A 15071-nucleotide genomic window follows, 5' to 3' on the forward strand; every position below is an offset into this window, starting at 1 on the left:
GTCGCTCAGCGACCCCTGGGCTGAGTCAGCGGTACAGATCTTCCCGCGTCCACGGTAGATCGTGGTGGCCATCGGCGTAGGGTTTGACGGCCAGTATCTGGTGCAGGTTGATCCAGCCCTTCTGGAAAGCGTAGGCGCAGCCGGCAAGGTACAGACGCCAAATGCGCAGGGTCTTGTCTGGCACCAGGGCCGCAGCCTTGTGCAACTGGTTTTCCAGATTCTCGCTCCAGTGATGCAGTGTCTTGGCGTAGTGCAAACGCAGGCTCTCGACATCGACCACCTCGAGCCCCGCCTGGCAGATGCTGGCGCTGATCATCGAAAGGTGCGGAAGCTCGCCATGGGGGAACACATAACGGTCGATGAACTCACCTGCTCCGCGCCCAACCGGTCGGCCGTCGACGTGCTTGGCGGTGATACCGTGGTTCATCACCACTCCACCCTCGCGTACAGCACCGAACAGCTTCTGACAATACAGGGGCAGATTGGCGTGACCGACGTGCTCGAACATGCCGACGCTGACCACTTTGTCGAAGCGGCCATCCTGGGGCAGATCACGGTAGTCGAGGATCTGCAGGTCGACCCGATCAGTCAGGCCCTCGGCTTTGACGCGCGCTTGGCCGAGCTTAAGCTGCTCTCTGCTCAGCGTGATGCCGAAGACCTTGGCGCCATATTCGCGCGCAGCAAACCGCGCAAGCCCGCCCCAGCCGCAACCGACATCCAGCAGATACTCCCCGGCATCCAGGCGCAGCTTGCGGCACAGATGGTCGAACTTGTCTTGCTGAGCCTGATCGAGCGTGTTGTCTGGCTCACGGAAATAAGCGCACGAGTAGACCATGTCTCGGTCGAGCCAGAGCTGGTAAAACTCGTTGGAGACATCGTAGTGATAGGAGATTGCCTCAGCATCGGTGTCTTTGTCGTGGGATTGGCGAAGCGGTGGTCCGTTATCCTCCTCATGAAGCAACGCCTCACTCAGTTCGTCGCAGACCCGAATAGCCTCGCCGATATCGCCTTCGAGCTCCAGTTTGCCCTCTACGAACGCAGCGCCCAATTCGTCCATGCTCGGATGGGTCAGCTGACTGATCAGCTGGGGCTCCTTGACCAGGATGGTCACCTGCGGGCTGGGACCCAGGTCGAATTGGTTGCCGTCCCACAGTTTCAGCCGTAGCGGCAAATGCAGGCTTTGCAGAGCCGGTGGAAGTTGAGCAAGCATGAATACTCCTCCAATCCCTAAATGGCTACCACGTCATGAATATTGATCGTCGCCGCGAAAGCGTAGTTCATCCGTAGGATGTTTCCTGGGTCGACGACCAAGGTCGTAGGTCGGAGGATCACGTGGCTCGGTTCATTGCACACGACGTACAACGCAGCGCTTGATCTTGCGTCGCTTTATGCTTGCTTCAACAAAACATCGCTACGGGTTTGAAGGTCGGCAAATCCCACTACGGCGCATACAGCCCGCCATAAGCGTGCACGACACGCCATGCAGATCTGCCCGAGCTGGCTCCGCCGGTTGATTCGAAATACCATTGATGCACGCTTTCGATCAAACCAGCGGAGCCCAGCGGGTGAGCATCAATTTCGACCTGAATGACTTGCAGGCCTTCCGCGCAGTCGTCGAGCAAGGCAGCTTCCGCCGCGCCGCCGACAGCATTCGCATCACCCAGTCGGCCCTGAGCCGACGCATTGAAAAGCTCGAGTCGGCGCTTGGGGTCAAGCTGCTGGAGCGCACCACGCGGAAAGTCTCGTTGACCAACGTCGGACGCGCTTTCCTGCCTCAGGTCGAGCGGCTGCTCGATGACCTGGACCTGGCCCTGCTCAGTGTCGGCGACGGCACTACCTTGCGCACCGGCACCCTGACCATCGCCTGCGTTCCCTCCGCTGCCTACTACTTCATGCCCCACGTCATCCGGGTGTTTCATGCTCAGTACCCGAAAGTGCGGATCAATCTGCACGACGCCTCGGCCAACGAAGTCAGTGCAGCGGTCGCTTCAGGTGAGGCGGACTTCGGTCTGAGCTTCGCCGGCAACCTGGCCCCGGAAATCGAATTCAGTGCCTTGCTGGAGGAGTGCTACGTTCTGGTCTGTCGCAACGATCACCCGCTGGCGGGCCAGCGCCAGGTGACCTGGGCGCAGGTCTATGCGCACGACTACATCTCGCTGAACAGGTCATCGGGCAATCGCCTGGTGCTAGACCGGGCTCTGGCGGGTGTCCCAGTCAACAGGGAGAGCGTGTGTGAGGCACGGCATGTCACAACTTTGCTCGGTTTGATCGAAGCCGGCGTGGGCGTGGCCGCGGTGCCGTCCATCGCCCTGCCACCCATGCCGCATCCGCTGTTGGCCAGCGTTGCCTTGGTCGAGCCCAGGGTGACCCGCGCCATGGGCCTGCTCAAGCGCCGTGGCCGCACGCTGACGCCCGCAGCGTTGGAAATGGTGCGGCTGATCGGGGAACTGCCGGGCGTAACGCCGGCAGCGCCGATCAGTGCGCACTGACAGGCGTCAAGCCGGTACCGCGACCCGGTTGGCCAGGCGGCGATACAGCACCCAAGTGGCGACGAAGGCACACAAGCCGGCGAACATCATCCAGTAAGCCGGGGCAGCCTTGTCGCCCGTGGCGTGGATCAACCACGTCGAGATGGCCGGTGTGAAGCCACCGAAAACCGCCGTGGCCAGGCTATAGGCCAGGGAGAAACCTGCTACCCGCACTTCCACCGGCATGATTTCGGTAAGCGCCGGAATCATCGCACCGTTGTACAAGCCATAGAGGAACGAGAACCACAGCAGCACCTCGAGCATGTGACCGAAACTTGGCGACTGGGCCAGGTACGACAACGCCGGGTAAGCGGTGAGAACCGTCATCAGCGACATGGCGCTGAGCAGCGGCTTGCGCCCGAAACGGTCGCTCAAGGCCCCGCCAATGGGCAGCCAGATGAAATTCGACACGCCGACCAGCAGAGTGACGATCAGCGCATCCGCAGTGCTCAGTTGCAGCACGGTCTTGCCGAAGGTGGGGGCGTAGACGGTAATCATGTAGAACGCCGTGGTGGTCATTGCCACCATGAGCATCCCCAGTACGACGACACTGGCATTGCTGTACAAGGTGGCCAACACCGCTTTCATGGTCGGCCGGTGTTTGCGGGCAGCGAACTCTTCGGTTTCCTGCAGGTTGCGGCGCAGCAGAAAAATCATCGGCACGATCAAGCAACCCACACCGAACGGCACCCGCCAGCCCCATTGGGCAATTTCGGCCGCCGACAGCCACTGATTGAGGCCAAAGCCCAGCGCCGCCGCGACGACGATGGCCACCTGCTGACTAGCGGACTGCCAGCTTGCATAGAAGCCTTTGTGCCCAGGGGTGGCCATTTCCGCAAGGTAGACCGACACACCGCCAAGCTCGGCACCCGCCGAGAAACCTTGCAGCAGCCGGCCGAGCAGCACCAGCGCCGGGGCCAGCAGGCCGATGCTGGCGTATCCAGGCACCAGCACGATCAACAACGTGCCGCTGGCCATGATCGCCAGGGTGACGATCAGCCCTTTGCGTCGGCCTACGTCATCAATGTAGGCACCCAGGATCACCGCACCGAGCGGGCGCATCAGGAAGCCTGCGCCGAATACGGCGAAGGTCATCATCAGCGAAGCGAATTCGTTGGACGCAGGGAAGAAGGCGGCAGCGATATGCGTGGCATAGAAGCCAAACAAGAAGAAATCGAACTGTTCAAGGAAGTTACCAGAGGTAACCCTGAACACCATTCCGGCCTTGGATTTACCCTCAGGCACCGAATGTGACGGCAGACTCATGATGCATCTCCAGCGTTTCTTGAAAAAATTGTAAGCGCTTGTTACGGAAATGATGGGTGAAATAGGCGACTGAGATAATCGCTGAATTTTCATCAACCGATGCACAAAAGCGATCAGTCCTTGAAGTTGTACATTTTCTGATCAAAGCCAGGGTAAGTTGATTGTCCCAGAAATTGGAACAATGATTCACTCAACCATGCAATTGTCTTGCTCTAACTGCATGCGCAAAATGGCATCCATACCGCGACGGCAACACGCCGTTCAGTCATTTAAACGCATAATCAGGAGCCTCAACATGAACACTTTTTCAGCAACTGCCGCAGTCGCCGGTCGTCTACTGCTGGCCGCCCTCTTCTTGCTCAGCGGCTTCAGCAAGCTGGCGGCTGCGGACGCCACCCTCGCCTACATCGAATCCAGCGGCCTGCCCTTCCCGCTGTTGAGCTATCTCGCAGCGCTGGGTGTCGAGCTGGGCTTGGCGGCGCTGCTGATCATCGGCTTTCAAACGCGCATTGTGGCTGTGCTCATGGCGCTGTTTACCGTAGTGACTGCCGTGGCGTTCCACAGCAACCTTGCTGACCAGGGTCAGTTCATCAACTTCTTCAAGAACATTTCGATTGCCGGGGGGTTGCTGCAGATTGCTGCGTTCGGTGGCGGTGCGCTGAGCGTGGACGCCCTTCAGGCCCGCATCAAGGCACGGGCGTCAACAGCGCTGGCCGGTTGAATTGGCCAAGGCGGAAAAAGCAAAGCCCTGGCATCGAGCCAGGGCTTTGGCAGGTGCAACGAAAGTCAGGCGAACATTTGCTTGACGTTAGCCATCGCGCCGTCGGCAAAACCCTGCAAGAAGGTCTGGAAGGCCGGTAGGTCTTCAGGCGTGCCCTTGTATGGCTCGCCGATGATGGTCCAGGTTGCCAGCGATTGGTTGGGTCCCTGCTCGACCACTTCCATGCGCGCCCAGAGGTTGCCGATATTGAGCGAGGTGTAGATGAGCGACCAGGTCATGACCATGCCCTGATCGTCATGGCTGTTGAGTTGTTCGATGACCACGTTACCGTCCTTGAACAACTTCTTGCGCACGGAACGCACACCCGTGCCGGTCATTTCGATGTGCGAAAGCGCCGGGATGAATACCGGGAAGCCGGCGAAGTTGCCGACGATGTTCCACACGCTGCGCGCGTCGGCGTTGACCGTCACGGCGGCGACGACTGGGGTGCCGGTTGGGTTCTGGATAAGGGTATCGGGTTCGCAATGTTGCATGTTCAGCTCCTTTGATCGGTTAGATGAAGTCGATTTCTTTCAAGAACTCACAGCCAAGGCGCAGCAGATTAGGGCTCTTGAGGGGGTATTGCTCGCCCATGCTGTCGATGCCGTGGCGGGCATTGCTGTGCTCGATCATCGAGATGTCGCCGATGTCTTCTTCGAAGCCATTGAGGTAGAAACCGACCACGCCAAACAGCGCGTTGTCGCTCTCGATGGTCGACAAGCGTCGCTGCCAGTCGCTGATCGGCACCCATTTGAAGTCGTGGCCCATGGGGCGGAACGCCTCGACGTAGGCATCCCAGCTCAGCGGCTCGGGGTTGTGCAGGTTGAAAACGGCGCGAGTGCCGGTGTGACGGCTGGCGTGGAAACCGATGAAGCGCGCAAGGAAGTCGACCGGCATCAGGTCGAAGTTCAGCGACAATTGCGGCACTTCCTTGAGCTGCAACGAGCCTTTGAGCATCAGCATCAAGCGGTTCTGATGCGGCTGGCAAACACCGGTTCGAGTGTTGAACGCAATGTTGCCCGGCCGGTACAGGTTAACCTTGACCCCTCGCTCGCTGGCATTCCACAGGATGCGCTCACCGACCCATTTGGACAGGTTGTAGCCATTGCGGATGTAGATCGGCGGCGTGGGTGCGGGCGGCGCCTCCAGCACTCGACCACTGCTGTCCACGCTGCTGGACGCCGACAGTGTCGAGATGAAGTTGAAGATCTTCTTGCTTCGCCCTTCGCACAGTTTCAGGCACTCGATGACAGGTGCCACGTTGTCCTTGACCAGCGACTCATAGTCGAGCACATGGTTGACGTTGGCGGCGTTGTAGATCAATACGCCGTACTCCTGGTCGAGCCGCTCGTACTCCTCGCGCGCAAGGCCCAGCAACGGCTGGCTGATATCCGCCGCCAGCACGCGAACACGGCTCATGTCGAGGTGTTCCAGGCGGTTATCCACAAGCGCCTGGGCGAAGCGCTGCTGCGCGGTCTGTCCGGCTGAACCGCGCACCAGGCAAGCGACCTCGGTGGTACCGAGCTCGAGCAAGGCTTCAACGATGTGCACACCCAGGAAGCCATTGGCGCCTGTGACGATGACCTTGTGCACGTCGCCCAACTGACTCAGGGGCAATACGTTCAGGTCGACACTGAGGTTGGCATCGGCCAATGCCTTGGGACTGACCGTGGCCTCGGCCGCCTCGTCCTGGGCGAGCAAGCGATCAAGATTGGCCAAGGTCGGCTGCTCGATGAAGCGGTTGATCGAAACGCCTTTGCCGAAAGCATCGCGAATATCCATGAGCATGCGCGAAAGCAGGATCGAATGCCCGCCCAGGTTGAAGAAGCTGTCATCCAAGCCAATCTCGTCGGCCTCGATCTCCAGCAGGTTGGCCCAGATCGGCAACAGCACCTGCACCCCTTCGCTCAGCGGCGCGTGGCGCACCTGGCGTTGGCGCTGATCGTCGGGCAGTGCCCGCAATGCCTTGCGGTCGACCTTGCCATTGGCGGTGGCCGGTAGCGTATCGAGCTGGCGCCAGCGCGACGGACGCATATAGTCAGGCAGATGCTTTTCGGCATGTGCCTGCAAGGCCTGCAGGGCCGCGGCTGCATCGCCGTCTCGCGGCTCGGCGAAGCACGCCACGATACGGCGTTGCTCATCGATGACCACGGCCAACTGGGCGAACAGGTTGCTGCCGCGCAGGACGTGCTCGACTTCTTCCGGTTCGACCCGGAAACCGCGGATTTTTACTTGGTTGTCCAACCGGCCGATGATCTGCAGACCTTCATTGCCCCAGCGTGCCAGGTCGCCCGTGCGGTACAGCCGTTCGCCCTGCAGCGCGCCGATCCCCGGCAAGTAGCGCTCCAAGGTGGCGCTGGGGTTGTTCAGGTAACCCAGCCCCACGCCAGGCCCGGCGATGTAGACCTCGCCCGTTTGCCCTTGGCCGACCGGCATGCCCTGCTCGTCCAGCAGATACAGCCGCGTGTTGGCGATCGGCATGCCCAGCAGGCGGTTGGAATCACCCGCACGCATGACCCGGCTGGTGGCCAACACGGTCGTCTCGGTCGGCCCATAGATGTTGTGCAACTGGCAATACCCACCCAGCCCGTCGATGACGTGCGGCTCGCAGACATCACCGCCGGTCACCAGGTGCTCAATGCCTCGCAGGCTCTCGAGCGGCATGATGCTGAGCAAGGCAGGTGGCAGGAAGGCATGGCTGACCTGCGCCTGGGCAATCAGCTGCGCCAGCGCCGCAGGGTCGCGGCGCTGATCTTCGTTGGGTACCACCAGGCAACCGCCGCCGATCAGCGTCGGGAAGATGTCCAGCATCGATGCATCGAAGTTGATCGTGGAGAACTGCAAGGCCCGGGTTTGCGCGCCAATCTGCACATGCTCGGCATACCAGGCGCAGAAGTGGCTGAGGTTGGCCACCGAGAGCAGCACGCCTTTAGGCACCCCTGTGGTTCCGGAGGTATAGATGGCCACGCAGGCGCGCTGACTGTCCCACGCACTGCGCATCAGCGACTGATGAGCTGCCAGGGCGACGGCAGCATGGCCATCGGCACCGTGATGCACCGCACTCAGATGGCCCACATCCAGCGCATGGTGGTTTGCAGAGAAGCCAAGGTCACCCTCGTGGATGATGACGCTGGCCTGGGCGTGCTCGACGATCATCTGACGACGCTCGAGCGGGTGCTGCGGATCGAGCGGCAGGTACACGGCCCCGCAACCCAGCACGGCCAGTACCGAGGCGTACAGCGCCAGGCCTTTGCCCAAGGCCACAGCGACCACCGCTTGGCCATGCTGGTCGGCCAGCAGCGGCAACAAGCGCTCCTGAATCGCCACGGTCATGGCGTGCAGCTCGCGATAACTGACCTGGCGGCCCTCGATAAGCAGCGCCGGAGCGTGCTGATGCACCACCATGGCGTGCGCCAGGCGCGCGATGAACGAGGTGGCGGCGGCCGTGGTCAGGGCAGGCACGTCGGTGGCGTTGCAGCGATGGGTGAACGCCAGGCTATCGAGCTGATCGAGCCCGGCCAATGGGTTCGCTGGCAAAGCCTGCAGTCGGCACTGACTGAAATACGCTTCGTTGCGCGAGAAGCCACTGATGTGAGCCGCTGCAGCTTCGACCACCTCCTGCATGGCGTTCAGCACCAGGTCCGCGCCGTTGCCTGAAGCCTCCTCAGGGACATCCAGCCGCTCGAGGCATTGCCAGGGCTGTTCGCCCTCGCGGGTCAGCACCAGCAGCTGCACGGCTGCCATCGGGCTCAGCTGATCGGCAGCGACCTGTAGCGAAAGCTGGCGCGTTTCGCCCAGCTCCGGCCACGGTGCCAGGGTCGCGTCATCGACGATCAGGTCCGAGGCGTGCAATTGCCAATGGTCGAAACTGGCAGGCGTTTGCAGCAGGTGAACCTGGTGGCCCATCTGGCGCAGCTCGCCGGCCAGGCGGGACAGCGCAAGGCTGCTCCCGCACAGCAGAATGTCTAAACGTCTCATCGGAGTTCCTTGCGTTGAAGTCAGAGCCGATAGGTAGCCAGCGAGGCCTGGACGGCTGGATCTTCGAGCATCGTGCTCGTCTGGAAGAAGCGCATGATGTTGCCCACCAACGGATGCCCGGCAGTGATGGGGAAGGCCATGGCCTCGACCTCCTCACGCAAGGCCAGCTTGACGTGCTCAGGTGTGTCCAGACTGTCGATCAGCAACAGGTCGAAGTGCTTCTGGATGTCGTTGGTCAAGTAGTGCTGGAGGAACACTGGCAGGATCGACGCGATGATCGCGCGGTCAGCTGCCGGCGCTGCGCTCCAGTAGATGCGCGTCAGGCGCGCCCAGAAACTGGAGTGCCGTCCCTCGTCGGCCAGGTGGTCGGCCATCAGCCCCTTGACCGACTCCTTGACGGTATCGTCACGGGCGAAAGCTGCGACATCGTTGGTCAGGGTGTTTTCCGCAACCGCCACGCAGATCAGTTCGACGGCAGCTTTCAGGTGCTCCGGCGCCATCTCCATGGCCTTGGGAATCGAGCGACTGAGCTCGATTTCCTGGGGCAGGGCAATGGGCTGGATACCGGTCAGCTCGATGGTCTGCTGCAGGTAGTCCATCGCCACCAGCGCGTGGTAATCCTCATCGACGACCACGGTCATGGCGTCGTAGCGGCAGGCGAACGGGAAACGAATCGGGAAGTTGTCCTTGGCGATACTACGCGCCGTCTTGTCGACAATTTCCGTTTCGAAGATCACCACATCATTGATGAACTTATACAGGCTCTGCACCAGCGCGAAGTTGGTCAGGTGTGGGCAGTGTTGCAAAAACACTTCGCTGGTCACCAGCGGTTGACGGCTGGTGGGGTATATCAACTTCCCATCATCTTCCACTGTTCGCCGCGGACGCGTGCGGATGGTGGCGCGACGCTCCCAAACCTCAGCGAACGATTGATAGTCGTGTGCATTCATCTTCGTATGCCCCGCCACTCAGTAATAATGAACCTCGAACAACAGGCAGCCGTTTTCCGAATGAAAAGGCCCGTGTTCGGTGTGCGCGTTGCGGTAAAAGTAACTGCCTTCACCGTACGCCTTGAGTGGACGACCGGGGGCCGCATGCTCAACTTGATCGCCTTCGATCAAATACACTTCTTCGTGATAGTCATGGGTATAGATCTCACGGGTACCGCCGCCTGGCGCAAAGCGCACCAGCCGCGTGCGTACGCCGGTGCGGGTGGCAGCATCCAAGGTGTCCTTGAACACTGTCAGGGTGATGCCACGCTCGCTGGGCACTGCTTGCCACTCGGCGTGATCCTGCTCGATGACCGCGAACTTCATGCCACACACTCGACCGCTTGCTCGGCCATTTCGGCGCGCAGTTCGTCCCACAGCAGTTGGCGACTTTGCACGGCTGCGATGGCAGCGGCGTACACTTCCTGTTGGCGCTGGGCATCGCCTTTGACCAGCCGCTCGAGCAACTGCTCGGCCGCAGGGCCGTGATCGTCGGAGTCGACATCGATATGGCGTTGCAGGTAGTAGCGGAACGTCGGCGCCTGGTCGATACCGATGTCCCAGTCGTCCAGAATGGTCTGGAACATGCGTGGAATAACGCTCTCGCGGCCATGCAGGAAGGCAGCGGCAACCTCGTGGGGCTTGGCATTGAGCGCCGTTTCGATGGTATTGGTGACAAAGCGCACAGCCGCAGGCGAAGCCTCGCAACGCAGCAGGGCCTGCTCCAGGCTCTCGCCTTCGCGCATCAGCGCAACGAATTGCTCGACGCGCTGGGTGCTGGCGCCGATCTCATGCATGGCGTGCAGATACAGTTCGAAGTGGCTGTAGTGGCCACCCTTGAGGTTCTGATCGGATTCCTCGCCCAGAACGATCTCATTGATCAGGTGCGCCGCAGCAGGGTCGACAGGCGGCAACCACGGCAGCGCCGTGCAGGTCAGCTCCTGCTGCAGACGCTTGGTCAGCGACATGAAATCCCACACCGCGAACACGTGGGTTTCCATGAAAGTACGCAAGACAGGCAACGAACCGATCTCGGCAAAGATAGGGTGTTTTCCGAGTTCGGACTTCATGTTTTCTAGAACGGCTTTCTGGTCGTGCATGATTACCTCGTTCAACAGGGCTGTCGTGACTCAAGCGTTATTTTTTATACCGGCGCCTTTTTGCAGGCCACGAAAAAACTATGTCATCACAAGTTACAAATCAACACTTTGTATTATTAAATTTGTTAGTTTGAACAAAGTTACAGGCACGACAAATAGGCAACTTAATTATAAGTTGCCCGCGTCATATCACGTCGCACTTACGCTGACTTTTTAGTCAAAATTCGATATGCAATCCATTGCGCTTCGTCCTTTAAATATTCATCAACTGATCAAGGGTTCGTTCATTTGGCGCGTTGCGTGCGCAATATCAGCGCCGCCAAGGCACAGCCAAGCAACGCCAGACAAGACACATAGAAGGCATCGCTGTAGGCCATCAGGTAGGCTTCACGGCGAACGGTGGCGGCCAGCCCTTCAAGCAGGCGTTGCTGCGCCGGCAGCCAGGTCTGCAAGGTGTGCCCGAGCCGCTCCTGAAGGCCTGGCGAAAAGACGTTCACCTGTTCATGGATGCGCTCACTGTGGAAGCGCTCGCGGCTGGCTACCACCTGGGTCAGGGCAGCGGTGCCGATGGCCCCGCCAAGGTTGCGCAGCATCGAAAAGACCGCCGAAGCCGAGCCAGCCTCACGCTTGTCCAGTCCGGCCACCGCCAGCACCGACAGCGCCACCATGATGAAAGGCTGGCCAATGCCGCGGACCACGGTCGAGGGAATGATGATGTTATCGGCGCTATCGGCGTTCAGGCTGGCGCCCATCCAGCACCCCAGCGCCATGATCAAGAAGCCGCTGGCCACCATGAACTTGGCGCTGGTCCAGCCCATCAGGCGCGGCATCAACGGCGCCAGCAGCAGTTGCACCACGCCGTAGGCGATCAGCGCCACGCCAACATCGCTGGCACTGAAGCCCTGCAGCTGCGACAGGTAGTTGGGCACCAGGAACACCAGGCCGAACGTGGCGGCGCCGAAGATGAACATGGCCACGCTGGCCACGCCGAAGTTGTAGTGCCCCAGCAGGCGCAGATTGATGAAGGCACGCTTGCCATACAGCTGGGTGGCGATGAACACCACCAGCGCGATCGCTGCGATCACCGTCATGGCCAGGATGAAGCGCGAGCCGAACCAATCCAGCCGCCCGCCCTCCTCCAGCACGATCTGCAGCCCACCCAGGCCGATCACCATCGCCGCGATGCCGAGCCAATCGCCGTGACGCAGCAGCTCGAGCTTCATCGGCTTGGCCTCGATGGACCAGGCAATCGCAGCCAGCAAGGCGATTCCAGGCGCCAGCTGCAGGTAGAAAATCCAGCGCCAGGAATAGGCGTCGGTCAGCCAACCGCCGATCGAGGGCCCGGCCGCCTGGGCCACACTGTTGGCCAGGCTGAACAGCGCCATGCCCATGGCCATCTTGCTGGCCGGCAGCTCGGTGATGATCAGCTGGAACGACAGTGGGATCAGCACCGCGCCAGCAGCCCCTTGGATGACGCGAAGGGTGATCATGGTCTGCAGGTTGGGAGCCCATGAGCAAGCGATGGATGCCAGCAGGAAGATGAACGAGCCGGTCCACATCACCCGGCGCATCGAGAACACTTCTACCAGCCACGCCGTCAACGGAATCATGACGATTTCGGCGACCAAATAGGCCGTGGAGATCCACGAGCCCTCCTCGAAGCTGGCGCCCAGCGAGCCGCGGATCTCTGGCAGCGCCGCACTGGTGACGTGGACATTCATACCGGCCATGAAGCAGCCGAACAAGCCGCCCAGCACTGCTACCCAGGCGCGCAGCGTTACCGGCTGCTCACTGCTCATCGGCAGGCTCCGCTGGGCGCGTGTCGACCGTTGTCACCACCGACATGCCCGGTAGGATCGGTTGCCCTTCGAGAGGCTGGTCCAGCAGGATACGTACCGGGAAGCGCTGCACGATCTTGGTGAAGTTGCCGGTTGCATTGTCAGAAGGCAGCAAGGCGAAGACGTTGCCCGATGCGGGCGAGAAACTCGCTACCCGGCCCTGCAGCTGACGGTCGGCAAAGCTGTCGACGCTGATGCGCACCGGCTGCCCCGGGCGCATGTGCGCCAGCTGGGTTTCCTTGTAGTTGGCGACGATATAGGTCTGCTGCAGCGGCACCACTGCCAGCAGCGGCTGGCCCGCCACGATATGCTGGCCAGCGCGCACCCGACGCTGACCGACGACCCCGGCGATCGGTGCGCGGATCAGCGTGTCCTGTTGGTCTTGTTGGGCCAGCAGCAACCGTGCTTGCGCGCTGGCCTGTGCGGCCTGGCGCTGTTTGACCTGGGCCTGGGCATAGCTTGCCTGCGCGTTGGCCATCGCCAGCTGCGAGCGGCGTTCGCGCAACTGCGCCTGCGCGCCCTGCCAGGCGGCCTGGGCTTGCACGGCACTGGCATTGGCTGTTTCCAGGCGCTGTGCGGTGGCTGCGCTGTCGCGCACGAGTCCTTGGTAACGCTGCACGTCCAACTGGCTGCGACGGCGCTCGGCGTTGGCGCTCTGCAGCAGCGACTCGGCCTGGACGATCGCCTGTTGCTGCTGGGTGATGCGCTCACCTGCCACCTGCGCCAGCGCCTGGGCGGCCACCAACGCGGCTTCCGCCTCGGCGACTTCGGCCTTGGCTTGCTGCAGTCGCGCCTGGTAGTCGCGGTCCTGCAGGCGTACCAGCACATCCCCGGCCTGCACCGCTTGGTCGTCTTCGACCTCGACCTTGGCGACGAACCCCGGCACGCGCGAGCTGGAGGTGACCCAGTCGGCGCGCACGTAGGCGTCGTCAGTGGTTTGCAGGTAGCGTCCGGTGCTGTACCAGTAGCCGCCAAAGCCCAGCATGGCGATCACCAGCAACGTCGCGCCGGCGAAGGTCAGCAATCGCCGTCGGGCGCGCTTGCGGGCAGCGGCGTGCGCTTCGCGTTGTTCGGTGGCCAGGGTCGGTTCTTCAACAGCTACATTCATGGTCGTTTTCCAGTTTCGCCAGCCAGGCCCTGGGCTGGGCTCGGCGCTTGCCAACCGCCGCCCAAGGCCCTGAACACATTGATCTGCGCACGCGCCAAGTCGCCCTGGGCCTGCACATGACGGTCGCGCACGCTGATCAGGTCGCGCTGAGCATCGAGCAGCGCCAAAGCATCCAAGGCCCCGGCGCGGTGGTTGAGTGAGGCCAGGTCGAATCCACGCTGGCTGTGCGCCAAGGCGGCTTGCAAGGCCAGCAGCCGTTGGCGCTCGCCATCAAAGCGCGCCAGTGCCTGGCGCACATCCTTGAGCGCTGCCAGGGCCGCGCCCCGATAGCGCGCGACGGCGGCCTCGTGCAGCGCCTGGGCCTTGCTCACCCGCGCCTGATTGGCCTTGATGTTGGGAAATTCCCACTGGATCAGCGGGCCGATGGCAAACATCACCGAGCGGCTGTCGCCCAGGTTGGCCAGGTGATGATCAGAGGCGGTCAGCGATGCGCCGAAACTCACCTTGGGGTACAGATCGGCCTTGGCGATGCTCACTTGCAGCGCCGCAGCCTGTAATTGCTGCTCGGCCTTGCGTACATCCGGGCGGCGCGCCAGCAGATGCCAGGCATCGCCTGCTGGCAAGGGTGCAGCGAGCGCCGGGATGCTGCGACACGCCTGCGCGGCAACGTTGAAGCCAGCCGGTTCCTGCCCGCTGAGCATCGCCAGTTCGTACAGCGCCACGCGCCGGCGCGCTTCGAGCATCGGCAGATCGGCTCTGACCTGCTCGCGCAAGCTCAGCAGGCGTTCGCCATCGAGCTCGGTGGCTATGCCACCTTCACGCTGGCGTTCGCTCAGGCGCAGGCTTTCGTTGAGCGTGCGCAGTGATTCTTCAGCTTCATGCAGGCGAGCGCCGTACACGCATTGGTCGATATAGGCGCGGCTGGTTTGAGCCACCACCTCCAGGCGCACCTCACGCAGCGCCTCGCGCGAGGCCGCCGCCTGCGCTTTGGCGCGCTCGATGCTGTTGCGTACCTGGCCCCAGACGTCGACCTGATAGGCCAGCTCGACCCCGGGATTGAAGGTCCATTGCGAGGGTGCGTGGCTGTCGGTGGCCTCGGCCAAGGTCTGGTCGTCGGCGCTCTTGCCATAGATCGCAGCGAAACGGGTGGTGGTCGACGGCAAGCGCTGGGCGTCGAACTCCTGGATGCCGGCCAGCATGGCCTTGACGTTGGCTTCGGCTTGGCTCAGGTCCTGGTTGTGCGCCAGCGCCAGTTTGACCCAGTGATTGAGCTGCGCATCGTGGTACAGCTGCCACCATTGCTCAGGCAGCTTCTGCTCGCTGATGCCCTCAGGCAGATCGCCACGGGCCTCGGCAGGCAGGGTCGCCCCTGACGATGCGTCTGGAGTATGCAAGGAACAGGCGGGCAACAATGCGAACAGGCCGAGACCCGCCAGCAATGGGAGTGAGCGCGATACAGGCATCACAGGGATTCACGTCTGGGAGAGTGATGCCAGGGTAACCA

At 61.8% G+C, this 15071-nt stretch carries 12 protein-coding genes; 2 read left to right on the forward strand and 10 right to left on the reverse strand.

What is annotated here, in order from left to right:
- Positions 1-25: 25 nt before the first annotated feature.
- On the reverse strand, positions 26-1210 hold the full coding sequence (gene cfaB, locus FS665_RS05400) for a C17 cyclopropane fatty acid synthase CfaB (protein ID WP_145184529.1): 1185 nt from the start codon (positions 1208-1210) through the stop codon (positions 26-28).
- 355 nt (positions 1211-1565) lie between these two features.
- On the opposite strand from cfaB, the gene FS665_RS05405 reads away from it, so the two are divergent.
- Positions 1566-2489 (forward strand): LysR family transcriptional regulator, encoded by a 924-nt coding sequence (locus tag FS665_RS05405; RefSeq protein ID WP_145184531.1) that lies wholly within the window; start codon positions 1566-1568, stop codon positions 2487-2489.
- 6 nt (positions 2490-2495) lie between these two features.
- Here FS665_RS05405 and FS665_RS05410 read toward each other — a convergent pair whose 3' ends face one another.
- Complete coding sequence (locus tag FS665_RS05410; protein WP_145184534.1) at positions 2496-3794, reverse strand: MFS transporter; 1299 nt, start codon at positions 3792-3794, stop codon at positions 2496-2498.
- Between the two features lie 295 nt (positions 3795-4089).
- On the opposite strand from FS665_RS05410, the gene FS665_RS05415 reads away from it, so the two are divergent.
- Positions 4090-4515 carry a DoxX family protein gene (locus FS665_RS05415; protein WP_145184537.1) on the forward strand — a complete coding sequence of 142 codons (426 nt, stop codon included), beginning with the start codon at positions 4090-4092 and terminating at the stop codon, positions 4513-4515.
- 65 nt (positions 4516-4580) lie between these two features.
- On the opposite strand, the gene FS665_RS05420 is transcribed toward FS665_RS05415, so the two are convergent.
- The 8 genes from FS665_RS05420 to FS665_RS05455 form a co-directional block, all read right to left on the reverse strand.
- A complete protein-coding gene (locus FS665_RS05420) occupies positions 4581-5048 on the reverse strand; it encodes an SRPBCC family protein (protein ID WP_145184540.1) in 468 nt (155 codons plus the stop codon).
- Positions 5049-5067: 19 nt separating this feature from the next.
- Positions 5068-8532 (reverse strand): amino acid adenylation domain-containing protein, encoded by a 3465-nt coding sequence (locus FS665_RS05425; RefSeq protein WP_145184543.1) that lies wholly within the window; start codon positions 8530-8532, stop codon positions 5068-5070.
- A 20-nt stretch (positions 8533-8552) separates the two neighbouring features.
- Complete coding sequence (locus tag FS665_RS05430) at positions 8553-9482, reverse strand: diiron oxygenase (protein ID WP_145184546.1); 930 nt, start codon at positions 9480-9482, stop codon at positions 8553-8555.
- Positions 9483-9500: 18 nt separating this feature from the next.
- A complete protein-coding gene (locus tag FS665_RS05435; protein ID WP_145184549.1) occupies positions 9501-9848 on the reverse strand; it encodes a cupin domain-containing protein in 348 nt (115 codons plus the stop codon).
- The gene (locus tag FS665_RS05440) at positions 9845-10621 is read right to left on the reverse strand and encodes a DUF3050 domain-containing protein (RefSeq protein ID WP_145184551.1); all 777 of its coding nucleotides are present in this window, start codon (positions 10619-10621) and stop codon (positions 9845-9847) included. Before FS665_RS05440 ends, FS665_RS05435 begins: the two co-directional genes overlap by 4 nt.
- 284 nt (positions 10622-10905) lie before the next feature.
- Positions 10906-12420 (reverse strand): DHA2 family efflux MFS transporter permease subunit, encoded by a 1515-nt coding sequence (locus tag FS665_RS05445; protein ID WP_145184554.1) that lies wholly within the window; start codon positions 12418-12420, stop codon positions 10906-10908.
- Positions 12410-13567 carry an HlyD family secretion protein gene (locus tag FS665_RS05450; protein WP_145184558.1) on the reverse strand — a complete coding sequence of 386 codons (1158 nt, stop codon included), beginning with the start codon at positions 13565-13567 and terminating at the stop codon, positions 12410-12412. Before FS665_RS05450 ends, FS665_RS05445 begins: the two co-directional genes overlap by 11 nt.
- Positions 13564-15030, reverse strand: a complete 1467-nt coding sequence (locus FS665_RS05455; RefSeq protein ID WP_145184560.1) for an efflux transporter outer membrane subunit — start codon at positions 15028-15030, stop codon at positions 13564-13566. The genes FS665_RS05450 and FS665_RS05455 overlap by 4 nt, the downstream gene beginning before the upstream one ends.
- Positions 15031-15071 lie beyond the last annotated feature (41 nt).

The organism is Pseudomonas sp. URMO17WK12:I11, from assembly GCF_007677725.1.
GTDB lineage: Bacteria > Pseudomonadota > Gammaproteobacteria > Pseudomonadales > Pseudomonadaceae > Aquipseudomonas.